The organism is Variovorax sp. GW821-FHT10B04, assembly GCF_059415645.1.
The window spans coordinates 416,707-442,752 of the sequence record NZ_JBWKNQ010000001.1; the positions used below are offsets into that span (position 1 = coordinate 416,707).

The 26,046-nt window shown below is 67.5% G+C and carries 26 protein-coding genes; 8 read left to right on the forward strand and 18 right to left on the reverse strand.

What is annotated here, in order from left to right; genetic code table 11:
- The first annotated feature begins 15 nt into the window (after nucleotides 1–15).
- The gene (locus AC07PZ_RS02005) at nucleotides 16–837 is read left to right on the forward strand and encodes an HpcH/HpaI aldolase/citrate lyase family protein (protein ID WP_495293326.1); all 822 of its coding nucleotides are present in this window, start codon (nucleotides 16–18) and stop codon (nucleotides 835–837) included.
- A 35-nt stretch (nucleotides 838–872) separates the two neighbouring features.
- Here the strand turns inward: AC07PZ_RS02005 and AC07PZ_RS02010 are convergent, their stop codons facing one another.
- From AC07PZ_RS02010 to AC07PZ_RS02020, 3 genes are read right to left on the reverse strand one after another with little or no spacing between them, the layout of a single operon-like run.
- On the reverse strand, nucleotides 873–1,748 hold the full coding sequence (locus tag AC07PZ_RS02010; protein WP_495293327.1) for an amidohydrolase family protein: 876 nt from the start codon (nucleotides 1,746–1,748) through the stop codon (nucleotides 873–875).
- A gap of 22 nt (nucleotides 1,749–1,770) precedes the next feature.
- Entirely contained in the window at nucleotides 1,771–2,733 is a 963-nt protein-coding gene (locus tag AC07PZ_RS02015; protein ID WP_495293328.1) for a tripartite tricarboxylate transporter substrate binding protein, read from the reverse strand.
- A 25-nt stretch (nucleotides 2,734–2,758) separates the two neighbouring features.
- Nucleotides 2,759–3,274 carry a cupin domain-containing protein gene (locus AC07PZ_RS02020; RefSeq protein WP_495293329.1) on the reverse strand — a complete coding sequence of 172 codons (516 nt, stop codon included), beginning with the start codon at nucleotides 3,272–3,274 and terminating at the stop codon, nucleotides 2,759–2,761.
- A gap of 224 nt (nucleotides 3,275–3,498) precedes the next feature.
- Here AC07PZ_RS02020 and AC07PZ_RS02025 point away from each other — a divergent pair, with 224 nt between their 5' ends.
- The 5 genes from AC07PZ_RS02025 (at nucleotide 3,499) to AC07PZ_RS02045 (ending at nucleotide 8,405) form a co-directional block, all read left to right on the forward strand.
- Complete coding sequence (locus AC07PZ_RS02025; RefSeq protein ID WP_495293330.1) at nucleotides 3,499–4,677, forward strand: acyl-CoA dehydrogenase family protein; 1,179 nt, start codon at nucleotides 3,499–3,501, stop codon at nucleotides 4,675–4,677.
- Complete coding sequence (locus AC07PZ_RS02030; protein WP_495293331.1) at nucleotides 4,674–5,888, forward strand: CaiB/BaiF CoA transferase family protein; 1,215 nt, start codon at nucleotides 4,674–4,676, stop codon at nucleotides 5,886–5,888. The genes AC07PZ_RS02025 and AC07PZ_RS02030 overlap by 4 nt, the downstream gene beginning before the upstream one ends.
- Entirely contained in the window at nucleotides 5,885–7,000 is a 1,116-nt protein-coding gene (locus tag AC07PZ_RS02035) for a CaiB/BaiF CoA transferase family protein (protein WP_495293332.1), read from the forward strand. The genes AC07PZ_RS02030 and AC07PZ_RS02035 overlap by 4 nt, the downstream gene beginning before the upstream one ends.
- The gene (locus AC07PZ_RS02040) at nucleotides 6,997–7,503 is read left to right on the forward strand and encodes a MaoC family dehydratase (protein ID WP_495293333.1); all 507 of its coding nucleotides are present in this window, start codon (nucleotides 6,997–6,999) and stop codon (nucleotides 7,501–7,503) included. Before AC07PZ_RS02035 ends, AC07PZ_RS02040 begins: the two co-directional genes overlap by 4 nt.
- Before the next feature lie 191 nt (nucleotides 7,504–7,694).
- Entirely contained in the window at nucleotides 7,695–8,405 is a 711-nt protein-coding gene (locus AC07PZ_RS02045; protein ID WP_495293334.1) for a GntR family transcriptional regulator, read from the forward strand.
- Between the two features lie 17 nt (nucleotides 8,406–8,422).
- On the opposite strand, the gene AC07PZ_RS02050 is transcribed toward AC07PZ_RS02045, so the two are convergent.
- The 8 genes from AC07PZ_RS02050 to AC07PZ_RS02085 form a co-directional block, all read right to left on the reverse strand.
- Nucleotides 8,423–9,382: a sugar kinase gene (locus AC07PZ_RS02050; protein ID WP_495293335.1), complete on the reverse strand. Its 960-nt coding sequence runs from the start codon at nucleotides 9,380–9,382 to the stop codon at nucleotides 8,423–8,425.
- Nucleotides 9,382–10,920 carry a UxaA family hydrolase gene (locus AC07PZ_RS02055; protein WP_495293336.1) on the reverse strand — a complete coding sequence of 513 codons (1,539 nt, stop codon included), beginning with the start codon at nucleotides 10,918–10,920 and terminating at the stop codon, nucleotides 9,382–9,384. Before AC07PZ_RS02055 ends, AC07PZ_RS02050 begins: the two co-directional genes overlap by 1 nt.
- A 16-nt stretch (nucleotides 10,921–10,936) precedes the next feature.
- Nucleotides 10,937–12,079: a mannitol dehydrogenase family protein gene (locus tag AC07PZ_RS02060; protein WP_495293337.1), complete on the reverse strand. Its 1,143-nt coding sequence runs from the start codon at nucleotides 12,077–12,079 to the stop codon at nucleotides 10,937–10,939.
- A 7-nt stretch (nucleotides 12,080–12,086) separates the two neighbouring features.
- On the reverse strand, nucleotides 12,087–13,097 hold the full coding sequence (locus AC07PZ_RS02065; protein ID WP_495293338.1) for a zinc-binding alcohol dehydrogenase family protein: 1,011 nt from the start codon (nucleotides 13,095–13,097) through the stop codon (nucleotides 12,087–12,089).
- 50 nt (nucleotides 13,098–13,147) lie between these two features.
- The gene (locus AC07PZ_RS02070) at nucleotides 13,148–13,915 is read right to left on the reverse strand and encodes a transporter substrate-binding domain-containing protein (protein WP_495293339.1); all 768 of its coding nucleotides are present in this window, start codon (nucleotides 13,913–13,915) and stop codon (nucleotides 13,148–13,150) included.
- A 75-nt stretch (nucleotides 13,916–13,990) separates the two neighbouring features.
- On the reverse strand, nucleotides 13,991–14,719 hold the full coding sequence (locus tag AC07PZ_RS02075) for an amino acid ABC transporter ATP-binding protein (protein WP_495293340.1): 729 nt from the start codon (nucleotides 14,717–14,719) through the stop codon (nucleotides 13,991–13,993).
- Nucleotides 14,703–15,353: an amino acid ABC transporter permease gene (locus AC07PZ_RS02080; RefSeq protein ID WP_495293341.1), complete on the reverse strand. Its 651-nt coding sequence runs from the start codon at nucleotides 15,351–15,353 to the stop codon at nucleotides 14,703–14,705. Before AC07PZ_RS02080 ends, AC07PZ_RS02075 begins: the two co-directional genes overlap by 17 nt.
- Nucleotides 15,354–15,368: 15 nt before the next feature.
- Complete coding sequence (locus AC07PZ_RS02085; RefSeq protein WP_495293342.1) at nucleotides 15,369–16,052, reverse strand: amino acid ABC transporter permease; 684 nt, start codon at nucleotides 16,050–16,052, stop codon at nucleotides 15,369–15,371.
- Nucleotides 16,053–16,298: 246 nt separating this feature from the next.
- On the opposite strand from AC07PZ_RS02085, the gene AC07PZ_RS02090 reads away from it, so the two are divergent.
- Nucleotides 16,299–16,991 carry a FadR/GntR family transcriptional regulator gene (locus AC07PZ_RS02090; RefSeq protein WP_495293343.1) on the forward strand — a complete coding sequence of 231 codons (693 nt, stop codon included), beginning with the start codon at nucleotides 16,299–16,301 and terminating at the stop codon, nucleotides 16,989–16,991.
- Between the two features lie 49 nt (nucleotides 16,992–17,040).
- On the opposite strand, the gene AC07PZ_RS02095 is transcribed toward AC07PZ_RS02090, so the two are convergent.
- From AC07PZ_RS02095 to AC07PZ_RS02115, 5 genes are all read right to left on the reverse strand, one after another.
- The gene (locus AC07PZ_RS02095; RefSeq protein WP_495293344.1) at nucleotides 17,041–18,153 is read right to left on the reverse strand and encodes a PepSY-associated TM helix domain-containing protein; all 1,113 of its coding nucleotides are present in this window, start codon (nucleotides 18,151–18,153) and stop codon (nucleotides 17,041–17,043) included.
- A gap of 37 nt (nucleotides 18,154–18,190) precedes the next feature.
- Nucleotides 18,191–20,656, reverse strand: coding sequence for a TonB-dependent siderophore receptor (locus AC07PZ_RS02100; protein WP_495293345.1), 2,466 nt, complete (start codon nucleotides 20,654–20,656; stop codon nucleotides 18,191–18,193).
- 167 nt (nucleotides 20,657–20,823) lie between these two features.
- Complete coding sequence (locus AC07PZ_RS02105) at nucleotides 20,824–21,879, reverse strand: FecR domain-containing protein (protein ID WP_495293346.1); 1,056 nt, start codon at nucleotides 21,877–21,879, stop codon at nucleotides 20,824–20,826.
- On the reverse strand, nucleotides 21,876–22,394 hold the full coding sequence (locus AC07PZ_RS02110) for a sigma-70 family RNA polymerase sigma factor (RefSeq protein WP_495293347.1): 519 nt from the start codon (nucleotides 22,392–22,394) through the stop codon (nucleotides 21,876–21,878). Before AC07PZ_RS02110 ends, AC07PZ_RS02105 begins: the two co-directional genes overlap by 4 nt.
- A gap of 105 nt (nucleotides 22,395–22,499) precedes the next feature.
- The gene (locus AC07PZ_RS02115) at nucleotides 22,500–23,213 is read right to left on the reverse strand and encodes an SDR family oxidoreductase (protein ID WP_495293348.1); all 714 of its coding nucleotides are present in this window, start codon (nucleotides 23,211–23,213) and stop codon (nucleotides 22,500–22,502) included.
- 130 nt (nucleotides 23,214–23,343) lie between these two features.
- Between AC07PZ_RS02115 and AC07PZ_RS02120 the strand changes: the two genes are divergently transcribed.
- Nucleotides 23,344–24,243, forward strand: a complete 900-nt coding sequence (locus tag AC07PZ_RS02120; RefSeq protein ID WP_495293349.1) for a LysR family transcriptional regulator — start codon at nucleotides 23,344–23,346, stop codon at nucleotides 24,241–24,243.
- An 82-nt stretch (nucleotides 24,244–24,325) separates the two neighbouring features.
- Here AC07PZ_RS02120 and AC07PZ_RS02125 read toward each other — a convergent pair whose 3' ends face one another.
- The gene (locus AC07PZ_RS02125) at nucleotides 24,326–25,132 is read right to left on the reverse strand and encodes an SDR family oxidoreductase (RefSeq protein ID WP_495293350.1); all 807 of its coding nucleotides are present in this window, start codon (nucleotides 25,130–25,132) and stop codon (nucleotides 24,326–24,328) included.
- Between the two features lie 33 nt (nucleotides 25,133–25,165).
- Nucleotides 25,166–26,017, reverse strand: a complete 852-nt coding sequence (locus tag AC07PZ_RS02130; RefSeq protein ID WP_495293351.1) for a helix-turn-helix domain-containing protein — start codon at nucleotides 26,015–26,017, stop codon at nucleotides 25,166–25,168.
- Nucleotides 26,018–26,046: the final 29 nt, after the last annotated feature.

The window sequence follows — 26,046 nt, forward strand, 5'->3', positions numbered from 1 at the left end:
ACAACTTAAAGAAAAATGACATCAAGACGACTTCCCTCGACCTACCTCTTCGTACCGGGCGACCGCCCCGAGCGCTTCGACAAGGCGCTGGCCAGCGGTGCCGGCATGGTCGTGCTCGATCTCGAGGACGCCGTCGCGCCGGCCCACAAGGCGCTCGCACGGTCCCATGTCGCCGAAGCGCTTTCGCGTCCGCAAGCAGGGATGCAGGTGTGCCTGCGCATCAACGGGGTCGACACGCCTTGGTTCCAGGACGACCTGTCGTTGCTGTCGCTGCCCGGCGTCCACGCCGCGATGCTTCCGAAAGCGGAAACGCAGGAGGCGCTCGCGGCGGTGGGCGCAGCGACCTCCGGCGCGGTGCCCTGCATTCCCCTCATCGAAACCGCGCGCGGCCTGGCCCATGCGGCGGTGCTGGCCGGCTGCAGCGGCGTGCTCCGGCTCGCCTTCGGCTCGGTCGACTTCCAGCAGGACCTGGGCATCGAAGGCGACGGCGAAGAACTGCTCTTCGCGCGCTCTCAGCTCGTTCTGGCTTCGCGGCTGGGCGGCATCGGCTCACCGATCGATGGCGTCACGCTGGCCATCAAGGATTCGGCGCAGGCCAGCCACGACGCTGCGCGTGCACGCAGGCTCGGCTTCGGCGCCAAGCTTTGCATCCACCCCTCGCAGGTAGCGCCCGTCAAGGCGGCCTTCCTGCCCGATGCCGAAGCCATCGCCTGGGCGCACGGCGTCATGGCCGCAGCGGCATCGACCTCGGCAGGCGCACTCAGTCATGAAGGCAAGCTGATCGACAAGCCCGTGATCGACCGGGCGCGCGCCCTGCTGGCACAACTGGACGCGTGAAGGACGACCGAAGCGGCCCCGCGCGTCGCCGGCCGCTATGTGCCGAAGCCGTAGAGGCGGTGCGGGTTGTGCACCAGCACCGCATGGCGGGCCTCCGGGTCCGGCACCCAGTCGGCCAGCAGGTCGAGCAGGTCGCCCGTGTTCGGCATGGCCCCGCGGAAACTGACGTGCGGCCAGTCCGAACCCCAGACGCAACGCTGCGGTGCCGCCTCCGCCAGCGCACTCGCGAAGGGAATGGTGTCGGCGTAAGGCGGGCCTGTGCGCGACAGCCTGAAGCCGCCCGACAGCTTGACCCACGCCCCGTCGCGCACCATCTGCAACAGCGTGCGCGCGGGCTCATCCATTCCCGGCCCCGCATGCACGTAGCCCATGTGATCGAAAACGGCAGGCACGCGCAATCTCGCGATGCGGCCGGCCAGCGGCATCAGCTGCGCGGGCTCGACCAGGAACTGCAGGTGCCAGCCGAGTTCGACGCACAGCGCCTCGTAGCGATCGAGCTGCGACACGCCGACGCCGCCGCCCGTGGTCGTATTCAGCCGAAGCCCGACCACACCCGCCTCCTTGAGCCGATGCAGCTCGGCGTCCGGCAGGTCGGGCGGAATCACGGCAATGCCGCGCAGCCGCCCGGGGTGCGCCTGCAGGCTGCGCAGCATCAGGCTGTTGTCGGTGCCGTGCACGCTGACCTGCACGAGCACGCCGTGCGCCATGCCGGTGGCGTCGAGCATGCGCAGGTAGGCCGCTTCCGGGGCGGGCCGCGGCGTGTAGCTGCGGGCGTCGATGTACGTGCTGCCGATCACGTGCGCATGCGTGTCGACGGCGCCCGCAGGAAGGCCATACCGGCGTGGCGGCCGCGGTGCGTCGTCCGGCGCCGGATCGACTTCCTGTGGATCTCGGTGATGCGATGAACTCATGGTGCTCGGGTCGCGGTGCCGTTCAACCTGCCTTGATGCGGCCGTTGGCCACCATCTGCTGCATGAAGTCGTTCTCGGCGCGCATCGAGCGCTCGTAGGCCTGCGCCTCGCCCCAGAACACCGACACGCCGACCTTCTGCATGCCTGCCTGGAAGCGCGCGTCCCCGACCGCGGCGCTCGCGGCCTTCTGCAACGCCGCAACCAGCGCATCGGGTGTGCCGCTGGGCGCCGCAATGCCCAGATAGGTCGTGACGTCGAACGGTTCCTTGCCCAGCGTGGACACGGAAGGCACGCCGGGCAGCTGCTCCAGCGGCGTTCCGAACACGGCCAGCGGGATCAGGTCGCCCGATTCGATGTAGGGCTTGGAGGTCGAGACCTGGTCGGCAGCCACTTCGATCTGGCCGGCCAGCATGTCCTGCAGCATCGGACCGGAACCCTTGTAGGCGATGCCGTTGAAGTTCACGCCGGCGACCATCTCCAGATTGAGCATGGCCAGGTGGTTGGGCGTGCCGAGCCCGCTGTAGCCCATGGGGACCGCCTGCGGATTCGCCTTGGCGACCTGCACGACGTCGGCCAGCGACTTGAAGCGGCTGCCCTTCTTGACCACCAGCACCAGCGGTGTCTTGCTCACCAGACACACCGGCCGGATGCTGGTCAGCGAGTAGCTGACCTTCACCAGGTGCGGCGTGACCGAGAACACGCTGGGCGCGGAGAACAGCAGGGTCTGCCCGTCGGGGCGGGCGTTGATGACGTGGGTCGCGCCGATCGCGCCACCGCCGCCGGCCCGGTTGTCGACGATCACCGGCTGCCCGACGGTCTTGGTCAGGGCATCGGCGAAGAGGCGTGCAGTGATGTCGGCATTCCCGCCGGCGGCGTAGGGCACCACCAGCGTGATGGGGCGGTTGGGAAGGCCTTGCGCAAAGCTCAGTCCTGCCGCGGGCGCGGCCAGTGCCACGCCCGCGCGCAATAGGGTACGACGGTCCATTTCTGTCTCCTGTTGTGATGGTTGCTCAATCGGGGGCGAAGAAGGCCCCGGCCTTGAAGATCGTGGGTTGCGCGGCGGCGCCGTTCACCTTCGCGTCGCCGGCGGCGTACTGGCCACCTGGGTCCTTGCGGCTCTGGAGCGCTTCGCGCGGGATCGAGAACCGCGGGTCCAGATCGGACGAGTCCTTCACCGGTCCGCCGCCGACCCGGAACATCACCAGGTTGCCGCCCGCCTCGTTCGCATGAAAGCGGTACTGGGTGCCGCGCGGGACCATCACGCCGTCGAAGGCGCGAACCGACGCGGTGCTGCCGTCGCCAAAGAAGAAGCTGGCCTCGCCCTGCAGCACGAGGAACACGTGGTCCTCGATGTCATGGCTGTGCAGCGCGTTCTCTCCACCCGTCGAATAGACCTTCGAATGCGCCCAGAGCGCGGGCGCCAGACCGAGCAGCTCCATGGTGGCCCCGCCGTCCAGCAGCGGCAGGTTGCGCATCGAGAAGACACGGGTGTCGGCGATCGAGGGGGTATCGGCAAGAACTGTCATGGACGGATCCTTTCTGAGTGGCCGGCATGCGACGGATCATCGCGAGCGGCCGTTATTTGTACGTACAATAAATTTATCAGAAGGTTGAACGGATAAGTTTCAGGGTAATTACCTACCAATACCTCATGAAAATTCAACCCATGAACCTCAAGTCATTCGTACAACAATCTTGTTGACATCATCGCATCGAGCAAACTACAGTTGTACGTACATCTAGGAGCATCATGGAAATAAATACCCACATCCGCGCCATCTCCGCCGACGACGAGGCCGAGTTCATCGCCGCCATCGACCGCTGGATCGAGCGCTCGCTGAAGCCCGAGGTGGTTCGCGAGTTCGACCATGCCGACCGCTATCCGGCCCAGATCGTCGAAGAGATGAAGGAACTCGGCCTGTTCGGCGCCACGGTGAGCACCGAGTACGGCGGCCTCGGATTGCCGGCAAGCACCTACGCGAAGATCGTGATGCGCATCTCGTCGGTGTGGATGTCGGTGACCGGCATCTTCAATTCGCATCTGATGCTGGCGCTGGCGATCGAGAAGTTCGGCACGCCGGCCCAGAAGGACGAGTGGTTGCCGAAGCTCGCGTCCGGCGAAGTGCGCGGCGGCCTGGCACTGACCGAACCGGACGCCGGCACCGACCTGCAGGGCATCCGCATGACGGCCCGCCGGGAGGGGGACCATTACGTCATCAATGGCGCCAAGACCTGGATTACCAACGCGATCGAGGGCTCCTGCTTTGCCTTGCTCGTGAAGACCGATCCGAATGCTCAACCGCGCCACACCGGCATGAGCCTGTTCATCGCGCCGAAGGGCAAAGGCCTCACCAACGGCCGAAAGCTGGAGAAGCTGGGCTACAAGGCGATCGATTCCGGCGAGCTCATTGCAGACAACTACGTGCTGGGTACGGACCACCTGATCGGTGGCGTCGAAGGCCAGGGCTTCTACCAGGCCACCGGCGGACTCGAGCTGGGCCGCATCAACGTGGCGTCGCGCGGTGTCGGCATTGCCGAAGGCGCGCTGCGTCTCGCCACCCAGTACGCGCAGGTCCGCAAGACCTTTGGCAAGCCGATCGCCGAACACCAGGCGATCGCGATGAAGCTGGGCGAGATGGCCACGCGCGCACGCGCAGCCCGCCTGCTGACGCTGGACGCCGCCGCGAGCTTCGACCGTGGCGAGCGTTGCGACATGGAAGCCGGCATGGCGAAGTTCTTCGCATCCGAAGCTGCACTGGAGAACAGCACCGAATCAATGCGCATCCACGGCGCCTATGGGTATTCGAAGGAATACGACATCGAACGGCTCTACCGCGATGCACCCCTCACCTGCATCGGCGAGGGCACGAACGAGATGCAGCGCATCATCATCTCGAAGCAGTGGGTCAAGCGGAATCCCGCCACATGAGCAGCGAACACGACACCGCACGGGACCGCGGTACGCCGCGTCCGGCACACCTTCCATTGCAGGGCGTTCGCGTTCTGGCGGTCGAGCAGTTCGGCGCCGGTCCCTACGGCACGATGTTCCTCGCGCACATGGGCGCCGACGTGATCAAGATCGAGAACCCGGCCAGCGACGGCGACCCGTCGCGGCGCACCGGCCCGCACCTGCTCGGCCCCAACGACAGCCAGTACTTCCAGGGCTGGAACCTGAACAAGCGCAGCATCGCGCTCGACCTCAAGTCGCCCGAAGGCCGCGCTGCGTTCGACGCGCTCGCACGCGATGCGGACGTGGTGCTCAATAACCTGCGCGGCGACCTGCCGGCCAAGCTCGGGCTCGACTACGCCGCCCTGTCCGAGCTGAACCGGGCCCTGGTGTGCGTCCACATCTCGGCATACGGCCGCAACACGAGCCGTGCCGCGTGGCCGGGCTACGACTACCTGATGCAGGCGGAGAGCGGGCTGATGCACCTGACCGGCGAGCCCGACACGCCGCCGGCGCGCATCGGGGCGCCCTCCATCGTCGACCACATGACAGGCATCACGTCGATCGTCGGCCTGCTCTCCGCCCTGCTGCGCGCACGCGAGACCGGCGAGGGATGCGACGTCGATACCTGCCTGTTCGACGTGACGCTGCATCAGTTGGGCTATGCAGCCACCTGGTACCTCAATGAAGGTCATGTCTCGCAGCGCCAGCAGCGCAGCGGACACCAGTCCATCGCGCCGGTACAGACCTTTCCCACGGCGGACGGCTGGATCTTCATCATGTGCATGACCCAGCGTTTCTGGGAAGTGCTGCTGACCGCCATCGACCGCCTCGACCTGCGCGATGTACCCGAGTTCCTGACCGCCGAGACGCGCCACCGCCACCGCGCTCAGTTGAGCGACGTGCTGGACGCCGAGTTGCGCAAGCAGCCGACATCGCACTGGCTCGCCAGGCTGGAGGGCCAGCTTCCGGTGGCGCCGGTGCTCGGCCTGGCCGATGCGCTGGAAAGCGACTTCTTCCGGGAGAGCGGCATGCTCGGCGAAATCGCCCATCCGGCCAAAGCGCGCCTGCAGGTCCTCGCCAATCCGCTCAAGTTCAACGGCGAGCGCCCTTCCCTGCGGCCCTGCTCCGCGCTGGGCGCCGACACGCAGGACATCCTGGCCGACATGACCGCGGAAAGGGATACGCGATGAAGCTCGCTGGCATCCGCGTCCTGGACCTTTCCAACTTCCTGCCCGGGCCCTACCTGACGCTGGCCATGGCCGACCACGGCGCCGAGGTCATCAAGATCGAGCAGCCCGGCGAAGGCGATCCGGGCCGGCACATCGGCGTTGCCGACGGCCCGCACACGGTGTTCTTCCGCAACCTGAACCGCGGCAAGAAGAGCATCGTGCTCGACCTCAAGAACGCCGCGGATCGCGCCGCGCTGCTGGACCTGGCGGCGACGGCCGATGTCTTCGTGGAGTCGTTCCGGCCCGGCGTGGCCAGCCGCCTGGGCGTGGACTACGAAGCCCTGTCGGCCCGGCATCCCGGCATCGTGTACTGCTCGATCAGCGCCTTCGGCCAGGACGGCCCCTACCGCGACCGGCCGGCACACGACCTCGCGGTCGAGGCGTTGAGCGGCATCCTGAGCCTCACGCTGGGCGACGACGGCAACCCCGCGATCCCGGGCATTCCGGTGGCCGACCTGCTGAGCGGACTGCAGGGGCTCAACGGCGTGCTGATGGCCCTGCTGCGGCGCCAGACGACCGGCCGCGGCGACCGCATCGACATCTCGATGATGGACTGCATGGTTGGCGCGCTCCGCAACGTGGTGGGACCGACCTTTGCCGAAGGCCGCCAGCCCGACCCGAAGCTGGAGCGCACCACCGGCGGCAGCGCGTTCTACCGCATCTACCGCACGCGCGACGGTGGCCGCATCGCCCTGGCGGGGCAGGAGCCGAAATTCATCCATGCGCTGCTCGGTGCGCTCGACCGACCCGACCTGGCTGCGCCGTGCCTGCGCGGACCGGGCGCGCACCAGCAGCCGGTGATGGACTTCCTGGCCCACGCCTTCGCCCAGGCCACGCGCGCGGAATGGGAAGAGCGGCTCGGCGCGCTCGACGTCTGCTTCGGCGCCGTCAACACGCTGCCGGAGGCCTTCGAGGACCCACAGCTCATCGCCCGCGGCATGGTGCTGCGCGACGAGGACGGCCGCCCGCACATCGCCAGCCCGATCCGCTTTCTCGACGAGCCCTCGGCGCCCAGCCTGGCATCGCCGCATCTCGACCAACATCACACGCTTCTGAAAGACCCGACCCCATGACCCGCACCGTCGTTGAAATCGCACCCGGCCGCTTCCGCGAGAGCTTCGGCCGCTACTTCGAGGACTTCGAGATCGGCCATGTCTACGAGCACCGCCCCGGCCGCACAGTGACCGAGAACGACAACATCGCGTTCACGCTGATGACGATGAACACGCATCCGCTGCACTTCGACAACGCCTATGCCGCCAGGTCGGAGTTCGGAAAGGCGCTGGTCAACAGCTGCCTGACGCTGTCCATCGTGGTGGGCATGAGCGTGAGCGACGTGAGCCAGAAGGCCATCGGCAACCTGGGCTGGAACGACATCAAGCTGACGAACCCGGTGTTCTGCGGCGACACGCTGTATGCCGAGTCCCGCGTACTCGCCAAGCGCGAGTCGGCCAGCCGCCCGACGCAGGGCATCGTGACCGTCAGGACGATCGGCATGAAGGCCGATGGAACCGAAGTGATCAGCTTCGAGCGGACCGTGCTGGTGCCGAAGCGAGGCCACGGCATCGAGGACTGAGGCGTCGCGGCATCTGGCGCGCAGACCGCCGGGCGGCGACGCCAATGGTTCCGTACAACTGCGGCTGATGCAGAATTGCCGCCATGCCAAGAACCGCCAAGACCGTCGACGCCGCCGCTGCATCACCTTTGCCGAAAGTCGCGCCACGCAAAAGGGTCCTCCCCGCACTGCCGCCGGCCTCCGGCGAGCCGTTGTACCGACAAGTTGTGCAGTCCTTGCGCGCGGACATCGTGAAGGGCGTGTTTCCCGTGGGTTCGCAGATGCCGACGGAAGGCGAACTTTGCGAGCGCTTCTCCGTCAGCCGCCACACCGTGCGTGAAGCGCTGCGGCAGTTGCGAACCGATGGGCTCGTCACGTCCCGCCAAGGGTCTGGCACGACGGTGATGCCACCTCAGACAAGCACTCCGTTCAACGTGCACCGCGTGGCGTCGATCGACGAACTGATCGCTTATGCGGCGGCCAGTCGCTACGTGGTCGAGCGCACCGGCGTCGTCGCCAGCGAAGATGCCGACCAGGAACTGGCGCTGCCGCCAAAGCAACGCTGGCTGCATCTGGAAGGCTTTCGACTGGATGACGAGCCCGCAAAGCCGCCGATCTGCTGGACGGAAGTCTTCGTCGCTGCAGCCTATGCAGGGGTCGAGCGCATGATGAACCGGCAGCGCGGCCCCATCTGGCGACTCATCGAGGACATGTACGGCGAGAGACTCGTCGAAGTCGAGCAGACGCTGCGCGTGCGGCCCGTACCGCCTGCATTGGCCGAAGGCCTGGGGGTCGAACCCGACTCCAGCGTCGTCGAGGTCACGCGAACATACAAGACCACCTCGGACAAGGTCGCCGAGGTTTCCGTCAATCTGTACCCGGCAGAGAAGTTCCGCTTCAACATGAAGTTGCGGCGCGCCTGACGCCGGGGAAGGCAGCGTCAGGGGCCGGCTTCCAGCAGCTCGCCCCTTGTGGGCAGGCCGTCCGAGTCCCCGGGGAACTGCACCACGCGCGCGCCGATGGCGTTGCCACGGGCGCATGCATCGGCGAGGCCCAGCCCTTCCAGCAGGCCGCTGACGACGCCGACCGCAAAGCCGTCGCCGGCGCCCACGGTGTCCACCACCTTGTCGACACGCACACCGGGCGCCGTACCGCTGACGCCGTCCTTTCGCGCAAAGAACGCGCCTTGCGGTCCGAGCTTGACCACGACTTCGCGAGCGCCGCGAGACAGGTAGAAATCCGCAATGCCTTGCGGCGTTTCGCGGCCGGTGAGCAGCGCGCCTTCGGCCAGCCCGGGCAGCACCGTGTCTGCGAGCGCGGCCAGCGCATTGATGCAATCCTTCATGGCTTCCGGCGAAGACCACAGGCGCGGGCGCAGGTTGGGGTCGAACGACACCGTCGCGCCAGCCGCGCGGGCGTGCCGGGCCAGGTGAAAGACCAGTTCCCGCGCGCTGTCCGACAGCGCCGGCGTGATGCCGGTCAGATGCAGGTGGCGCGCCGGAAAGCCGGGGGCCGGCGGTGCATCGCCCAACCCGAGATGGCTGGCGGCCGAGCCCTTGCGGAAGTACTCGATCTGCGGATCGCTGCCGTCGTCGGCCCGCGTCTTCAACATGAAGCCGGTGGGCCTGGACTCGTCGACGGTGACGTACCGGCAGTCGATGCCTTCGCGCTCCAGTTCCGCCGTGATGAACCGGCCGAAGGAGTCCCACCCCAGGCGCGTGATGTAGCCGGTGCGCAAGCCGAGCCGGGCCAGGCCCGTGGCGACGTTCAACTCGGCGCCAGCCGTGGCACGCTGGAAGCGCCGGACCGTGTGCAGTTCTCCAGGCGCATCGGCCATGAAGAGCGCCATCGGTTCGCCCACCGTCAGGACGTCCAGGGTTGCAGGGAACGCATCCGCCATCACATCACCGCGCCCAATTGCCAGGGCAGAAATTCGTTGTCGCCCAGCCCGTTCTGCTCGCTCATGCTGGGCTGGCCGGAGGCCGTGGCGATCATCAGCTGCAGCAACGCAGCGCCGGCCTCGGCAATGCTCTGGTGTCCTTCGACGATGGCGCCGCAGTCGAAGTCCATGTCCAGCCGCATGCGCTGGAACATCGGCGTGTTCGTCGCCAGCTTCAGCGAAGGCGTCGGCTTGCAGCCATAGGTCGAGCCGCGGCCGGTCGTGAAGCAGATCAGGTTGGCACCGCCCGCCACCTGGCCGGTCGCGGACACCGGGTCGTAGCCCGGCGTGTCCATGAACACGAGCCCATGCGCATGCACGGGTTCGGCGTACTCCAGCACGTCCATGAGCCCGCTGCTGCCGGCCTTGGCCACGGCCCCGAGCGATTTCTCGAGGATGGTGGTGATGCCGCCCGCCTTGTTTCCGGGCGACGGGTTGTTGTTGAGATCGCCGCCATGCAGGGCGGCATAGCCTTCCCACCAGGACAGTCGCTTGAGGAGCTTGTCCGCCACCTCGGGCGACGCGGCACGGTGCGTCAGCAGATGCTCGGCCCCGTAGATCTCGGGCGTTTCCGACAGGATGGCGGTGCCTCCATGCTTCACCAGCAGGTCCACCGCAGCGCCGAGCGCCGGATTCGCGCTGATGCCCGAATAGCCGTCCGACCCGCCACATTGCAGGCCCACCGCGAGATGGCTCAACGGCACGCTCCGACGCCGCGCCTGGTTGGCCTGCACGAGCATGTCGCGCAACAGTTCCTTGCCCCTTGCAATGGTTTCGCGGGTGCCGCCTTCGTCCTGGATGGTGAGCGTGGCGAACATGCCGGGCTCGCGAGACACCAGCGTCTCGATCAGCGGAGCGATCTGATTGACTTCGCAGCCCAGGCCGATGACCAGCACACCGGCGAAGTTCGGATGGTTGGCATAGCCGCGCAGCGTGCGCTGCAGCAGCTCCAGCCCCTCGCCGTTGCCACCCATGCCGCAGCCGCTGCCATGGGTGATGGCGACGACGCCGTCCACCTGCGGAAAGTCGGCCAGCGCCTCGCCCTTGAAGGCATCGGCAATGTGGCGACAGACCGTGGCCGAACAGTTCACGCTCGAAATCACGCCCAGGTAGTTGCGGGTGGCGACACGGCCGTCGCTCCGCACGTAGCCTTCGAACGTGAGCGGCTGCGCGACCTGCACGGTCGGCTGGTAGCCGGTGCCGGGCGCGTGGGCATGCACGGACTCGGCCATGCCCACGTTGTGCACATGCACGTGGTCGCCGGCCGCGATGTCGGCGGTCGCGACGCCGATGCTCTGCCCGTACTTCAGCACGGGCGCGCCGGCGGCGATGGACACCAGAGCCAGCTTGTGGCCCGAGGCGATCGCGTTCCGCAGCGTGACCACGTGCTGTCCGATGGTGAGGGTCGTGCCCGCTGCCAGCGCTTGCCGCGCGACGGCCACGTTGTCTGCGGCGCCCAGCTGGAGCGCCTGCGGAGGGGTGTGGGATGGGGTGTTCATCGTGGGACGCCGTCGTTCAGGTTGTCGCCATCGCGGCCTTGAGCGCCGGCTGGGCCAGCTGCGGCAGACGTTCCGCGGCCAGCGCCAGGATCGGACCGAAGCGGCGCTGCTTCTTTTGCGCATGGTTCTGCGCGATGTCGGCAATTCGATGGTCCAGGAACGGGTTCTCGAAGCGCTCGCGCACATCGACCAGATAGGCATCGGCCTGCGCACGGGCTGCGTCGCCCAGTGCGCTGAACACCGGCAGGATCTCGTCCGCCCACAGGCGCTCCAGGCCGGCGCGAAGCGTGGCGTCGGCCATGGCTTCACGCACGGTCTCGCCGGGCGCATGCGCCTCCTGCAGCCAGCGCTCGGCAAGCCAGGTGTGGCCGGCGTTGAGCAGGAACAGCTTGAGCCGTTCATAGAAGGCCAGGTTGTCGGTCAGCACGATGGACGGATGGGTGCACGGCAAGGTCAGGCCGGGTTGACGCTCGATCACCCATACGGCGTAGGGCTCGGCCACGGCCCCGACCGGCTCGATCGCCTCGGACACGATCCGGTCGACCAGCGAGTTGCCCCAGACGCAATGCGCGCCGAGCCATTCGATGAAATCGGCGGGCAGGCGCCATTGGCGTGCGAGCTCCTTGACGACATCGCGCAGCACGTCGCCGTTGCGCTCCACGAGTTCGCAGGGCAACAGCGTCAATGCGGATGCCGGTGCGGTCGACCAGCGGCCATGCAGCAGCACCAGCAGCTTGGCGGGAAAGCTGTGTGGCGCCGGACTGCCGTCGGCAAGTGCGGAAGCGTCGTCGCGCCCGTCCAGCAGATAGCCACGATCGGCGGTGTTCGACACGATCACCTGCACATCGGTCGCCACCGCGCTTCGCAGCGCGGGCCATTGCGCGCTGGCCTGCCATGCCTCTCGCACGGCCGTGCACATGACCGTCCGGTCGATGCGCTCGCCGCCCGCCAGACCCCGGATGCGCACCGGATACCCGCCGCCTGAAGCCAGCGCGGCAATGCGTGCCGCACCGTCGGGCCGGTCGGTGGTCTGCACCACGGTGATGCCGCCGAGCGCGTCATCGGCGCCTTGTTCGCCGGCCAACGCCTCGTGGACGAACAGGTCGACGTGCGCCTGCAGGAAGCGGCTGGTGCCGAACTGAAGAATGGGCTGTGCCATGCGTGGGTCAGACCTCGACGATGGCCTTCACCACGCCACGGGCGGGATCCAGCAGTTGCGCGAAGTCGGCGGGTACGTCGGCCAACGCCATGCGATGGGTGTTCAGGGCGGCGGTCGGCACCAGGCCGTCGCGCATGGCCGCGATCACGGTCTCGAAGTCCTCGGTCGTGGCGTTGCGGCTGCCCAGCAGCGTGGTCTCGCGCTTGTGGAATTCGGGGTCGGAGAAAGTGATCGTGTCGCGCACCACCGAGATCAGCACGTAGGTACCGCCGTGCGCCACGAAGGCAAAGCCGCGCTCGATGGCCTTGCCGTTGCCGGTGGCGTCGAACACGACGTCGAAGTACTCGCCTTCGGTGATGGCCGACAGCTGCGCCTCGTCGCCTGCGCCCAGGGCCACGGCATGGGCCACGCCCAGCTCGCGCGTGCAGAAATCCAGCCGGTCCTGCCGGCCGTCGATGGCCGTCACGATGCCGCCGCGCATGCGCGCGAAGATCATCGCGGCCATGCCGATCGGGCCGGCACCGACCACCAGCACGCGCTGGCCCTTCTGCACGTTGCCGCGCCGCACACCGTGCGCGCCGATCGCCAGGAATTCGACCATGGCCGCCTGGTCGAGCGACACCCCTTCCGCCTTGTGCACGAACGCCTCCGGCAGCGACAGGTACTCGGTGAAGGCGCCATCGCGATGCACGCCCAGCACCTGGATGTTGACGCAGCAATTGGTCTTGCCCTGGCGGCAGGCCACGCACTTCCCGCACGAGAGGTACGGCATCACGTAGGCGACGTCGCCGGCGACCAGGCGGCCGCCGGGAACAGGCTCTTCCACCACGCCCGACAGCTCGTGGCCCATGACACGCGGGTACTGCAGAAAGGGCTGATTGCCGGTGAAGATGTGCAGGTCGGTCCCGCACACGCCCACACGCTTGACGCGCAGCAGCACCTCGCCCTCACCGCGCACGGGGCGCTCACGTTGTTCGGCGCGCAGGGTGCCAGGGGTTTCACAGATCACGGTCAGCATGGTGGTTCCAGCGAGGTTGGGCCCGGAGGGCATGGAGGAATGGCAGCGGCTCAGCCGCCGTGGTACTTCTTGTAGATGGCAGTCAGCTTGCCGTTGGCCAGGTTCTTGGTGACCCAGTCGTTGATCCAGGCCTTGAGCTCGGGCTCGTCCTTGCGCAGGCCGATGCCCAGCGGCACGGTGGACATGGTGAACTTCGTGACCAGGTCCTTCTGCGGTGCCTTCAGCAGCACGGTGCTCACGATGGCCGGCGAGGTCGCGACGATGTCGGCCTGGCCGCTCACGGCAGCGGTCACCAGGGTGGCGTCGTCGTCGTAGCGGACGATCTGCGCATCCTTGGCACCGGTGGTCACGACCTTGTCGTTGTTGGAACCGCGGGTGGTTGCCACGCGCTTGCCCTTGAGGTCGTCGAAGCCGCTGATCTGCACGGCCTTCGGTCCTGCGACCACGGCCAGGATGTGCGCGTAGGGCACCGAGAAGTCGATGACCTTCTCGCGCTCCGGCGTCACCGACAGCGACGCCACCACGATGTCGGCCTTGCTCGTCTGCAGGAAGGGAATGCGGTTCGGGCTGGTGGTCTGCACGATCTCGATCGCCACGCCGAGGTCCTGCGCGAGCAGTTGGGCGGTCTCGACGTCGGAGCCGATGGGCTTCATGGCGTCGTTGACGAAACCGTAGGGTGGCGATCCCGTATCGAGTGCGATGCGGATCTTCTTGGCGTCGCGGATGTCCTTGAGCAGATCGGCGTGCGCCGTGCCCAGGCCGAGCGCCAGCAGGGTGGCTGCGGCGAACAGGCTGATCCGAAGGGAATGCTTTTTCATGGTTTGTCTCCGTTGGGTGGTGGTGCAGAAAAAGAAGGGAACAATGAAAGGACGAGGAACGAGGCGGCGCGCGGCCTAGAGCCCGTTGCCGACGAAGTCGCGCAACTCGGTGGTCGCGGGGGCATCGAGGATGGATGCGGGCCCGTGCTCCCACACGCGGCCCTTGTGCATGAAGATGACCTCGTCGGCCACCTTGCGTGCGAAGGCCATCTCGTGCGTGACGAGGATCATGGTCATGCCGTCGGCCGCCAGCTTCTCCATCACCCGCAGCACTTCGCCGGTGAGCTGCGGATCGAGCGCGGAAGTCACTTCATCGAACAGCATCAGCTGCGGCTGCATGGCGAGCGAGCGCGCAATCGCGACGCGTTGCTGCTGCCCGCCGGAGAGCTGCGACGGATAGCTGTCGGCCTTCTCGGACAGGCCGACCTGCGCCAGGACCTTCAGCGCCAGCTCCCGTGCGGATGCCTTGCTGGTCTTCTGCACCAGCCGGGGCGCCAGCATGATGTTCTGCTCCACCGTGAGATGGGGGAACAGGTTGTAGCTCTGGAACACGATGCCCACGTCGCGGCGCAACTGGTGCAGGTCGAGCCCCGGTGCGGTGACCTCGTGCCCGCAGACGCGGATGTGGCCCTGGTCGACAGTCTCGAGGCGGTCGATGCAACGCAGCGCGGTGCTCTTGCCCGAGCCGCTCTGGCCGATGATCGCGACCACCGAGCCCTTCCTGACGGTGAACGACACGTCCTCGAGGACGCGATTGGTGCCGAAGCACTTGGAGATGTTCTGGATCTCAACGATGGGCGACATGGAAACTCCTCTCCAGGCGGCGGCTCAGCACCGACAGCGGATAACACAGGGCGAAATACATGGCCGCCACGATCACGAAGATGACGAAGGGCTCGAAGGTGGAGTTGTTGATGATCTGGCCGGCGCGGGCCAGCTCCACGAAACCGATGGCCGATGCGAGCGACGTGTTCTTGACGATCTGCACCATGAAGCCGACGGTGGGCGGCGTGGCGATCTTGATCGCCTGCGGCAGCAGCACATGCAGCACACGCTGGTGCCAGCGCAGGGCCAGGCACTCGGCAGCCTCGGCCTGGGTGCGCGGCACCGATTCGATGCAGCCGCGCCAGATCTCGCCCAGGTAGGCCGACACATAGACCGACAGCGCCACCGCGGCTGCGGCGAGCGGCGTGATGCTGAGGCCCAGCGAGGGAAGACCGAAATAGGCCAGCGGCAGCAGCACCAGCAGCGGCGTGCCCTGGATCAGCTTGATGTACAGCGACACGGCGGTGCGCGACCATCGCGGTCCGTACGACGCACCGATGGCGACGAGGAAACCCAGTATCCCGCCGCCCACGAATGCGACCAGCGAGAGGCCGACAGTCCACAGCAGACCGTCGAACAGGAACTTGAAATGTGCAGCGGTGAGAAAGCCCATGACTCGGCGCCTTTCTTACAGTGGCGTGCCGAGCCGGCGGCGGCGCGGGAAGGCGACCATGGCGACCAGCCAGAACACCGCGCGCATGACCAGCGACATCAACAGATAGGCGACCGCGACCAGCACATAGGTCTCGACCGAGCGGAAGGTGTCGGACTGCACGCGGTTGGCAACGGCCGTCAGCTCTTCGGCCGAAATCTGCGAGCAGATGGACGAAGCCAGCATCAGCAGCACGTACTGGCTCGTCAGTGCGGGAAACACCCGCTCGACGGCCGGCGGCAGCACCACATGGCGAAGCAGTTGCCACCGCGTCAGGCCGAGGCAGTCGGCGGCCTCGATCTGGCTCTTGGGAATCGACTCGATGCCGGCGCGCACGATTTCGCTGGTGTAGGCCCCGACGTTGACCACCAGCGCCACCGTGGCAGCGGTGAACGCACCGACCTGGAAGCCCAGCGAGGACAGCCCGAAATACACGATGAACACCTGCACCAGCAGCGGCGTGTTGCGGATGACCTCGATGTAGACGCCCGCCACACGCGCCAGCCATCTGGCCCGCCCGGTGGTGGCGAGCGCGCAGAACACGCCGACCAGGAAACCGAAGAACGTGGAGGCCAGGGAAAGCGTCAACGTGGTCCAGGCACCCGCGAGAAAGTCCGGCCAGTAGGTCAGCGGTGCGGAGAAATCGAAGGAATATTTCAAAGGTGGGGCCCGGGCAATACGACGTGTCGGCGGCGCTTGTGGCGTCTTGGTAAGGCCAATTTGAGCTTGAAAAGTTATTTGGCCTTACCGTATTTACCCCTATGCCCGCCCTTGCGGTCCGCCGTGAAACTCTGAATACCCCTGGGAACGCTCGTATTTCTACGTACATGCGCAGACTGCCGGGGTGAAAATTCTTACAGTGGTCAGGCCAAAATGGTCAGGCCAGAGCTCCAGTGAGGGAATGCCATGGAAGACACGCCGAAAACCGCCGATGCGCGCCGCCTGTACCACGTGATCGCCGACAAGCTGCGGGGCCTCATCCAGCAAGGCGACTACCGGGAAGGAAGCCGTCTGCCGCCCGAACGCGATCTGGCGCAGCAGCTCGGCGTGTCACGGCCGTCGCTGCGCGAAGCGCTGATTGCGCTGGAAATCGAAGGCAGCGTCGAGATCCGCATGGGTTCCGGTGTCTACGTCTGCAACCGGGCACTGCGCCGCTCCGGACTTTCGACCCCGATGGGCGAAAGCCCGGCGGAGTTGATGCAGGCACGCACCGCACTGGAAGGCGCGGTGGCCGTGCTGGCTTGCGTCAATGCGACCCCGCGCGGCCTCGCGCGTGTCCAGGAGAGCGTCGAAGGCATGCGCGCGGACATCGCGGCAGGTCGCGACGTGCTCGATCACGACCGGGAGTTTCACGTCCGCATCGCCGAGATGAGCGGCAACTCGGTCCTCGTGCGCCTCGTCGGCGCCCTGTTCGACGAACGCAGGGGCGCGCTCGCCAGCCACATGCGCAATCGGCTGGAGGGTCAGCCGACGCTGAACGCCGCCCTCGCCGAACACGAGTACATCCTCCGGTGCCTGCGATCGGGAGATCCGTTGGCGGCCGAAGCATCGATCCGGTCGCACATCCGCGCAGCGGCCGACCGCTGGGTGACGCCCTGAAGGGCACGGCCCGTTCCTGGACGGCGAGCTGCCTGAGCGGCAACGCCGCTCAGGATCGTGCCGAACGTCCGCGGCTGCACCAGAGATACAGCCCGCTGCCAAGGACCGCGATGGCCAGCAGGTCCAACAAGGCCCATACGATCTTCAACGGAAGGCCGCCGTAGTCGCCGAAGTGCAGCGGACGCGCCAGCTGCAGCGCCCTGAGATGGACCGGCATCTGCGCCACGGCGCTGAGCGCGCCCGTCTCCGCGTCGACGAGTGCCGCGGTGAACAGCCGATGGGTCAGCGGTGTGTTCCCGTTGGTCCAGACCAGGTAGTGGTGCGGGTTCGAGAACGAGCGGCTGGGAAAGATGAGGCTGGTGACATTGCGCTCCGGCAATGCGGCGCGGACCGTGTCGAAAGCCGCCTGAGGCGGGCTGCGAGGCCAGGCGATCGGCGGACCCTGATGGCCCCGCAGCAAGGCGCTCATGTCATTGCGTCGCCAGTGCGCCGACAGTGGCTTCGACAATTCGTTCAGTACGCCGGTCAGCCCGACGACCAGCGCCCAGGCCAGCACGCACACGCCCAGCAGGTTGTGGCGGTCGAGCCATGTCAGCCGGCGCGTGCGCACGCGCACCACGCCGAAGTCGAGCTTGCGCATGTACGGCGCATAGAGCACCACACCCGAGACCAGTGCCAGAACGAACACCATGCCCACCACGGCCAGCGTCATCTCGCCGGCGAAGCCGACGAACAGATCGGTATGCAGACGCAGCAGCCAGGCGATGGCCGTCGGCGGCTGCGCCCCAACCGGCGGCGTATCGGCGACCACCGCGGCGGTGCGCAGATCGAACTCGACGCGATGGTCCTTGCTGCGGTCCGGGCTGTCGGCCGGCGCCATGACGACCTTGGCACGCGGCTCGTCATCGTCGATGAAGACGAAGCGCACGACTTCGCCCGGATAGCGGTCGCGTGCAATGCCCACCACCGTGTCGAGACTCGCCCGATGCGCACTGGCGGCCGTACCGGCCAGCGGAGGCAATGTCGTGCTGCCGAGGTCCTCGATTTTCTGGGAGAAGATCAGCGGCAGGCCGGTGATGCACAGCACCAGCAGGAACAGCGTGCACAGCAGACTGCTCCACGTGTGGACCCATTGCCAGCCCTTGAGCGTGCGGGACCTCATCGATGGGTTCGGCCCGCCAGGCCACGGCGCCGCATGTTCAGAAGTCGAAGGTGGCCGACAGCAGGAAGGTGCGCGGCGCCCCGCGTGCCAGGCCGAAGGAGCTCGACGCCGCCGCCCAGTAGTCCTTGTCCAGCAGGTTCTCGATGCCGGCACGCAGCGTCGTGGGCAGGCCGGCGACATGGGTGCGGTAACGCGCGCCGACGTCGATCCGGGTCCACGCCGGAATGCTCTGCGTGTTGGCGGCGTTGTAGTACTGCGAGGACGTGTAGATCAGCCGGCCGGTGAGCGTCAGGCCCACGACCGACGGCAGGTCCCACTCGCTGCCGAGGTTGAATTGCGTGGTCGGCACGCCGATCGCCTTGTTCCCGTCGAACAGGCCGCCGGCCGTGCGGGTCTGCACGCCTTTCATGAAGGTGACGCCGCCCAGCAGCCGAACGCCCCGCGCCACCTCGCCGAAGGTATTGAGCTCGATGCCACGGTTGCGCTGTTCACCGTCGACGCCGTAGGTGTTGGTCGCACTGTCGGTCAGTCCGCTGGGCTGCTCGATCTGGAACACGCTCGCGGTCGCGGCGAAGCGGCCGAAGTCGTACTTGGCCCCTGCTTCGACCTGCCTGGCCCGCAGCGGTGCGAACACCTCGCCGGCATTGCGCGTGCCGGCCGGCGCGCTCGGCCCCTGGCTCAGGCCTTCGATGTAGTTGCCATAGACGCTGAGCTCCTTCGACACGCGAACCACCAGCGCGGCGGCAGGCGTGACGCGCTCCTTGTCATAGGCCGTGGTCGGCGCGCCCGTGGAGGCATTGAAGTTCTGCACCTCGACGCTCTGTTGGCGCAGGCCCAGCGTCAGTTGCACGCGGTCGTCCAGCCAATGCAGGGTGTCGGCCAGCGCGATGCTGCGCAAGTCGGATTCGGCCGTCTTCGGCGCCGTGGACGCATAGGTCGCGAGCGAAGGCTGCGCAATGACCGGCGGCTGGTACATGTTGCCGGTGTAGGTCGAGATGACGGGCGCCAGCACGCCCGATTCGGTGTGCAGCGTGCTCACGTTGAAGTTGATTTCGTGCCGGACCGGCCCCGTGTCCCATTTGCCGCGCAGGCCGGCCATGGCCGTGCGCGTGTCCGAATAGGTCGGCTGGTAGTACTGGTTCGCGCGGAAGTCCCCCTGCGCATTGCGCAGGTAGATGAAGTTGTACAGGCCCAGGAATTCGTTCTTGCGCCCACCGACGGCGGCGAATGCGGTCAGGTCCGGCGCGATGTCGACCTCGCCCTGCACCATGCCGAAACGGTCCTGCGACTTCGCGAAGTACCAGGACTGGCCGAGACTCAGCGTGTTGTCCGGCGCCCGCGGGATCTGGAAGGTCGCGTTGTCGGTGTAAGCGATGCGGGTCGGCGCGTCGGTACGCATGTCGTGATAGCCGAGGTCGGCGGACAGGCGCACGCGTTCGCTGCGGTAGTCGAGGCCGAGCGTGGCCGAGCCGGCACGCTGCGACTGGTCGTCCACGCCGGTATCGCCGTCGCGGTAGGCGCCATTGAAGCGCACGCCCCACTGCTTGTCTTCGCCGAAACGCCGGCCCAGGTCCACATGCGTGCCGAACTGCGCGCCGGAGTAGTAGCTGGTCGTGAGCTCGGTCAGCGGCTCGTCGTCGGCTCGCTTGGTCACGAGATTGATGTTGCCGCCGATGCCGCCGGTCGGCGCCATGCCATTGGCCAGCGCACTCGGGCCCTTGAGCAGTTCGACGCGTTCGATCGATTCGAGCCCGCCGGTCATCTGCGGCGCCACGATGCCGTAGAGGCCATTGACGGCCATGTCCGAAGTCTGCGTCGGGAACCCACGGATGGTGAACTGGTTGATGTAGCTGCCGTCGGGCCAGATCGTGCGCACCGAAGGATCGTTCTTCACCACGTCGCCGATCGTGCGCGCCTGCTGGTCCTGGATGCCTTCGGCGGTGAAGCTCGTCACGTTGAACGGCGTCTCCATGAAGTCCTTGTTGCCCAGCAGTCCGACGCCGCCGCCGCGTGCGACCTGTCCGCCGGCGTAGGTCGGCGGCAGACGGTCGGCCGCGGTCGCGCTGGAGGTGACGGTGACCGCTGCCAACGTGCCCGCGGTATCGGCTGTCCTGGCGTCGGACGGCGTCGCCGGCGGTGCCTTGCGCAGCGTGTATTCGCCGCTGCTGCCGCGCACCGCCGACAGGCCGGTGCCGACGAGCAGCAGGCGCAGCGCGTCGTCCGGCGCATGGCTGCCGCTCACGCCAGGACTGCGAAGCCCGGCCGTGAGCTCCGCATTGACGGTGAGTTGCAGGCCCGACTGGCGACCGAAGCGGATGAGGCTCTGATCGAGCGTGCCGGCCGGAATGTCGAAGCTCGAACGCGCGGCGCCGGCCGAAGGCGCTTGCTGTGCCGATGCCGGCGCCGACATCGACGCCGCCGTCGTGAGGGCCAGGCACAGCACTGCGCCACGCAGCGGCGACAAGGCCTGAACCGAAGAATGAGGTGCGCGGGCAGGCGCCATGAGCATGTTCCTTGTAGAGGCTGGAGGCAGAAGGGAAGCGGCGCGCATCGCCCGGCGGGCGCCGCACGCAGCGGTTCTGACAGGGAGGCCCCGCGAGACCGAAAAAACTGCCGGTCGCCTGAAATATTTTTTTTGAATTCGGTGCCGATCGCCTCGGCACGCCAGGGTCAGCGCACGGCCGCCGGGCCCACCGACACCCAGTAGCGCGTGAAGCGCGTGACCTTCACCGGCAGGGTTGCCTCCAGCGCCGTCAGCACCCGATCGGTCGCCTCGGCATCGGCCAGCGGCCAGATCCCGGTGACGCGCAGATCCGCCACCGCCGGATCGCAGCGCAGGCGCCCGACGCGATAGCGATCGAGTTCGGCCAGCAGGTCGGCGAGCCGCATGCGTTCGGCGCTGAGCTTGCGATCGACCCACGACTGCGCAGCGTCGTCGAGCGGTGCGATCGCGTCGACGCCGCCGCGCGTGAAGCGCATCTGCTCGCCGGCCTGCACCCGCACGGCAGCGCCCTGCGCGGACGACGCAACGCGGACATCGACGGCCCCCTGCTCCACGCCGAGCCGCGTGAAGCCCTGCGTGTCATCGACCGCCTCGTCGCGCCGCACGGTGAAGCGCGTGCCGACAGGCGTGAGCGTGCCGTCGCGCGTGTCGACGACGAAGGGGCGTCCGGCCGGGTCATGCGCGGTCGCCACGCGGATCTCGCCGGCACGCAGCGCGATCCGCCGCTGCTTCGCGTCGAACAGGATGTCGACCGCGGTCGCGGTGTTCAGCAGGAGATGGGTGCCGTCGGCCAGCACCAGATCGCGGCGCTCGCCGGTGGCCGTGCGCACATCGGCCGACATGCGGGCGATCTGGCTGCGCCAGGGCACTTCTTCCTGTATCAGGTACAGCGCGCCACCGCCGACACCGGTCCATACCAGGGTCTTGAGCAGCCGCCGGCGTGGCGCAGCGGCGGCCTGGGTCAGCGTGGCACGTGCCATCGGTGCCGGCAGGTGGCCGATGCCGGCGCTCAGCCGGCCGCTCATCGCTTCCAGGCGTTGCCATGCGCGGGCGTGATCGGGATGCGCCGCGTGCCAGGCGGCGAAGGCCGCATCGATGTCGCCCGACGGCGAGCCGGAAGCCCGGCGCACATACCAGGTCACGGCCTGTTCGACGATGCGCGCATCGACCGGGGCACCGTCATCGGGTGCGCCGTCGTCCAGGGACCTGGCGGATGCGCTCACGCCGCAGGCGAATACAGCGCCTGGTAGCAATGCATCAGCGCGCGCGTCATGGCCTTCTGCACGACGTTGACGGTGACGCCCAGGCGTTCGGCAATCTGCGGATAGGTCAGACCATCGAGTTGCGAGAGCAGGAAGGCTTCGCACACCACCGGCGGCAGTCCGTCGAGCAGGCGGGAGATTTCTTCGAGCGTCTCGAGGATGAGCAGGCGCTCCTCAGGCGACGGCGCAAAGGCAATGGGCTGGGCAGACAACTGGTCGAGGTACGCCCGCTCCAGCGCCTGGCGGCGCCAGTGGTTGGCAACCAGGCCGTTGGCGATGGTCGCCAGGTAGGCACGCGGTTCGCGCACATCGATCGGCTCGCGCTTGGCGAGCACGCGCATGAAGGTGTCCTGCGCCAGGTCGGCCGCGTCGAAGGCATTGCCCAGCTTGTGCCGGAGCCACGATTGCAGCCAGCCATGATGGCTGCCATAGAGGACGTCGATGCCGGAGGATGACGCGCAGTTGGAGGCACTCACGATGCAGGCACTGCCCGCGGGCGCGAACAGATTCGGGAATAAGAATTGCTCGCATTATGTGCCGGATCGTGCGACCGAGCCACGCGCCCGCGGCTGGCGCGCCCGTCAGCGCAGCGTGTACCCGCCGTCCGGGTACAGCGTCGAACCGGTGGTGTAGCCGTTGCGCATCAGGAACAGCACCGCATCGGCGATTTCGTCGACCTGGCCGACACGCCGCAGCGCATTCGCGTCGCTGGACGCCTGGTAGGCGGCCTCCCGCTGCGCCTGCGGGCGGTTGCGCCAGAGCGGACTGTCGACGGTGCCCGGCGACACCGTGTTGACGCGCCGCGGTGCGAGTTCCAGCGCAAGCGCGCGCCCCAACCCTTCCAGCGCACTGTTGCAGGCCGCATAGGCTGCCGCACCGCGGATCGGCCGGGCGCCGGCCGCGCCCGCCATCAGCACCACCGACGCCTGTGCGGAAAGCTTCGGCAGCGCATGCCGCACCGACCAGTACTGGCCCCAGAACTTGCTGCGGAACGGGCTTTGCGCCGCCTCTTCGTCGAGAACGTCGATGGGCCCCGTCACGTAGGACGCGCCCGGCGTGAACAGATGGTCGATGGCGTCGATCGGCTCGAAGAAGGCGGCGATCGATGCGGGCTCCGCCACGTCGACGGTCGCGCCCGAAGCGCGCGGCCCGAGCTGCGCCAGTGCCCGGTCGAGCTTGTCGCGCGAGCGTCCGCCGATCCAGGCCTTGCCGCCTTGCGCGATCACCTGCTGCGCCACCCGCAGCCCGATGCCCGAAGTGCCGCCGACAACGACGACCGTCTGATTGCTGAACATGAAGCCCCCTGGTCTTGAAATGGCCCGCCGACTGCGGGCTGCCGGCTATCCTAGGGAGCGCCCGGCGATCGATAAAGACCGTCGCATGCCCACTCGGCGGGAACCAAATTCCCCAATTCATTCATCGATCATGTTGTCCAGCGACCAGTTTTCCGGCATCCAGGCCTTCGTCGAAACGGCACAGGCCGGCAGCTTCACGCTGGCGGCGCAGCGCCTGGAGCTCACGCGCTCCGCGGTGGGCAAGGCGGTGGCACGGCTCGAGCGGCGACTGGGCGTTCGGCTGTTCCATCGCAGCACGCGCCGCCTGTCGCTGACCGAGGAAGGCCACGCCTATCTCGCGCACTGCATGCGCGCCATGGACGCCTTCGAGGCGGCCGAGACCGATCTGCTGGCACGGCGGGCCGCGCCGCGCGGCCGCGTGCGCATCGCCATGCCTGTGCTGTTCGGGCGCCACCGCGTGCTGCCCGTGCTGATGGCGCTGGCGGAGCGCCATCCGGGCCTGGATTTCGACCTGCGCTTCTCCAGCGACCGCAGCGACCTGCAGGAGGAAGGCATCGACCTCGCCGTGCGCATCGGCGAACTCAAGGACGAGGCGGAACTGGTGGCGCGTCCGCTGGGCGAACAGCGCACGCGGCTGTGTGCCTCACCGGCCTACCTGGCGGCGCATGGTGTGCCTGCGCGACCCGACGATCTGCGCACTCACGACAGCATCGTCGGCAACCCGGCACCGGCGCGCTGGACCTTGACGGACCCGGCCGGCCGCCGGCAGATCGCGCACCCCACGGGACGCTGGCGTTCAGGAGACACGCGCGCGACGCTCGACCTGGCGTTGGCCGGCCATGGCCTGGCGCTGTTGCCGCAATGGCTCGCGGCACCGCATCTGAAAAGCGGCGCGCTCGTCGCCGTCCTCGATGGTTGGCAAGGCCCGGTGCTGCCGATCCATGCGCTGTGGCCGCAAGGCGGGCCGCTGCCCCTGCGCGTGCGCACCGTGGTCGACGCGCTGATCGAAGCGTTCGCGCAGCCCGGCTAGGCCGCAGGCACGGCGGGCACCTGGCGAACGCGCCCGGGACGTGCGGCAAAACCCGGCGCCGCCTCGCGATCGAATGCTGGAACTACGCCGGCACTCGCCCGGCGGCTTCCAGCGCCGGCTTGACGCTTTCGAAGGCGCCGCCGCCATCGCACGGGATCAGCGCACCCGAGATGTATGCCCCATACGGCGAGGCGAGAAAGAGCGCCAGGTTCGCGATGTCGTCCAGCGTGCCGAAGCGCTGGAGCGGCACCTGGTTGCGCGCGAATTCCCGGTCATCCGGCGTCGGTGCCATCAGTTTGCGGAAGCCTTCGGTGCCGTCGATCGGGCCTGGCGAGATGGAATTCAGCCGGACGCCGTCCGCGCCCCATTCCAGCGCCAGCACCCGCGTGAGCTGGTCGACGCCGGCCTTGGCCGCGCTCGCGTGCGCCTGGTAGCGCATCGGCACGAAGGACTGCGGTGCCGTGATGTTGATCACCGCGGCTCCCGGCTTGCGCAGGTGCGCATGGGCCTGCCGCAAGACATGGAAAGTGCCGACCAGGTCGATGTCCACCACCACCTTGAAGCCGTTCGACGACATGTCCTTGGCTTCGCACAGGAAGTTGCCGGCCGCGCCGGAGATCAGCACGTCGATCGGACCGAACTTCTCGACGGACGTCGCGAAGGCGGCCCCGACCGCGTCGAAGTCCCGCACATCCGCAACGACGCCGCAGACCTGGCCGCCATGGGCGCTCAGCGCAGCGACGGCGGCATCGACGTTCTCCTGCTTGCGGCTCGCCACCGTCACGCGCGCGCCCTGGCGCGCAAAAGCCTGCGCAATGCCGAAGTTGATGCCTGTGGTGCCGCCGAACACGACGACGTGGCGGCCTGTGAAATCGATGCCTATCTGCATGCCTTGGCTTCTCTGGATGGATCGTGGACGGGATCAGTTGAAGCCGTAGCGCGGCGCAGCGGCTGCGCCGCTGCCGTACAGCGCCAGCTTGCGGCAACCCGCGAAGATGGACTTGGGCGTGAGCCCGTAGACCTGGCGGATCGAGTGGCTGAAATGCGTCGAGTCCGGATAGCCGACATCGAGTGCGATGTTGGCCAGGTTGGCGTTCTGCGTCACGTAATAGAGAACGCTGCGCGCACGCTGCCAGGTGCGGAAACTGCGGAAAGGCGAGCCGACCTCCGCCTTGAAGAGATGCAGGAAGCGCGACACCGACAGGTGGCATGCAACGGCGCATTCCTCGGCGGACGTGTGGCTGTTGGGGTCGCACTTGATCTTGTCGAGCACGGCGCCGATGCGTTTGTCGAGCGCCCGCGTGGGCAGCGCGTCGCCGAAGAAGTTCTCGTCGAAATCTTCCGTGCGGGCGTACTGCCGGCTGGCGCAGCGCTTGAACTTGTCCAGCGCGTCGCGCATGGTCTGCAGCGGCTCCGGCGCATCGACCGCGCCGCGGCCGTTGCGGATGTGTTCGGGCAGATCGTCCAGCCGCACCGTCTCCGACTCGATGAGGATGTTGCAGATCATTCGCTCGTCCGACTCGATGCGATGACCGACATAAGGCGGAACGACGGAGAACTGCGTCTCTTCCCACTTGCCGCCGTCCACGCAGATGCGATGCGGACCACGCAACGACACATAGATCGAGAAAGCGCCGAAGGTCCGCACCGATGGCTCGCCCAACAGCCCGACGTACAGCACGCGATCTGCGTTGAGCCACATCACCCGTTCGGACACGGATGACGAGATGGCCCGCGCGGGCCGCAATTCGCTCGAGTCGACTTGAATCTGCATTTTTTGTCTCCTGGTTGATCTGGCCGCGT

What these genes read in the sequence shown, in the direction of transcription:
- AC07PZ_RS02005 (WP_495293326.1), top strand. Translation starts at nt 16, where the DNA reads ATGACATCAAGACGACTTCCCTCGACCTACCTCTTCGTACCGGGCGAC.
- AC07PZ_RS02010 (WP_495293327.1), bottom strand. Translation starts at nt 1,748, where the DNA reads ATGAGTTCATCGCATCACCGAGATCCACAGGAAGTCGATCCGGCGCCG.
- AC07PZ_RS02015 (WP_495293328.1), bottom strand. Translation starts at nt 2,733, where the DNA reads ATGGACCGTCGTACCCTATTGCGCGCGGGCGTGGCACTGGCCGCGCCC.
- AC07PZ_RS02020 (WP_495293329.1), bottom strand. Translation starts at nt 3,274, where the DNA reads ATGACAGTTCTTGCCGATACCCCCTCGATCGCCGACACCCGTGTCTTC.
- AC07PZ_RS02025 (WP_495293330.1), top strand. Translation starts at nt 3,499, where the DNA reads ATGGAAATAAATACCCACATCCGCGCCATCTCCGCCGACGACGAGGCC.
- AC07PZ_RS02030 (WP_495293331.1), top strand. Translation starts at nt 4,674, where the DNA reads ATGAGCAGCGAACACGACACCGCACGGGACCGCGGTACGCCGCGTCCG.
- AC07PZ_RS02035 (WP_495293332.1), top strand. Translation starts at nt 5,885, where the DNA reads ATGAAGCTCGCTGGCATCCGCGTCCTGGACCTTTCCAACTTCCTGCCC.
- AC07PZ_RS02040 (WP_495293333.1), top strand. Translation starts at nt 6,997, where the DNA reads ATGACCCGCACCGTCGTTGAAATCGCACCCGGCCGCTTCCGCGAGAGC.
- AC07PZ_RS02050 (WP_495293335.1), bottom strand. Translation starts at nt 9,382, where the DNA reads ATGGCGGATGCGTTCCCTGCAACCCTGGACGTCCTGACGGTGGGCGAA.
- AC07PZ_RS02055 (WP_495293336.1), bottom strand. Translation starts at nt 10,920, where the DNA reads ATGAACACCCCATCCCACACCCCTCCGCAGGCGCTCCAGCTGGGCGCC.
- AC07PZ_RS02060 (WP_495293337.1), bottom strand. Translation starts at nt 12,079, where the DNA reads ATGGCACAGCCCATTCTTCAGTTCGGCACCAGCCGCTTCCTGCAGGCG.
- AC07PZ_RS02065 (WP_495293338.1), bottom strand. Translation starts at nt 13,097, where the DNA reads ATGCTGACCGTGATCTGTGAAACCCCTGGCACCCTGCGCGCCGAACAA.
- AC07PZ_RS02070 (WP_495293339.1), bottom strand. Translation starts at nt 13,915, where the DNA reads ATGAAAAAGCATTCCCTTCGGATCAGCCTGTTCGCCGCAGCCACCCTG.
- AC07PZ_RS02075 (WP_495293340.1), bottom strand. Translation starts at nt 14,719, where the DNA reads ATGTCGCCCATCGTTGAGATCCAGAACATCTCCAAGTGCTTCGGCACC.
- AC07PZ_RS02080 (WP_495293341.1), bottom strand. Translation starts at nt 15,353, where the DNA reads ATGGGCTTTCTCACCGCTGCACATTTCAAGTTCCTGTTCGACGGTCTG.
- AC07PZ_RS02090 (WP_495293343.1), top strand. Translation starts at nt 16,299, where the DNA reads ATGGAAGACACGCCGAAAACCGCCGATGCGCGCCGCCTGTACCACGTG.
- AC07PZ_RS02095 (WP_495293344.1), bottom strand. Translation starts at nt 18,153, where the DNA reads ATGAGGTCCCGCACGCTCAAGGGCTGGCAATGGGTCCACACGTGGAGC.
- AC07PZ_RS02100 (WP_495293345.1), bottom strand. Translation starts at nt 20,656, where the DNA reads ATGGCGCCTGCCCGCGCACCTCATTCTTCGGTTCAGGCCTTGTCGCCG.
- AC07PZ_RS02115 (WP_495293348.1), bottom strand. Translation starts at nt 23,213, where the DNA reads ATGTTCAGCAATCAGACGGTCGTCGTTGTCGGCGGCACTTCGGGCATC.
- AC07PZ_RS02120 (WP_495293349.1), top strand. Translation starts at nt 23,344, where the DNA reads ATGTTGTCCAGCGACCAGTTTTCCGGCATCCAGGCCTTCGTCGAAACG.
- AC07PZ_RS02125 (WP_495293350.1), bottom strand. Translation starts at nt 25,132, where the DNA reads ATGCAGATAGGCATCGATTTCACAGGCCGCCACGTCGTCGTGTTCGGC.
- AC07PZ_RS02130 (WP_495293351.1), bottom strand. Translation starts at nt 26,017, where the DNA reads ATGCAGATTCAAGTCGACTCGAGCGAATTGCGGCCCGCGCGGGCCATC.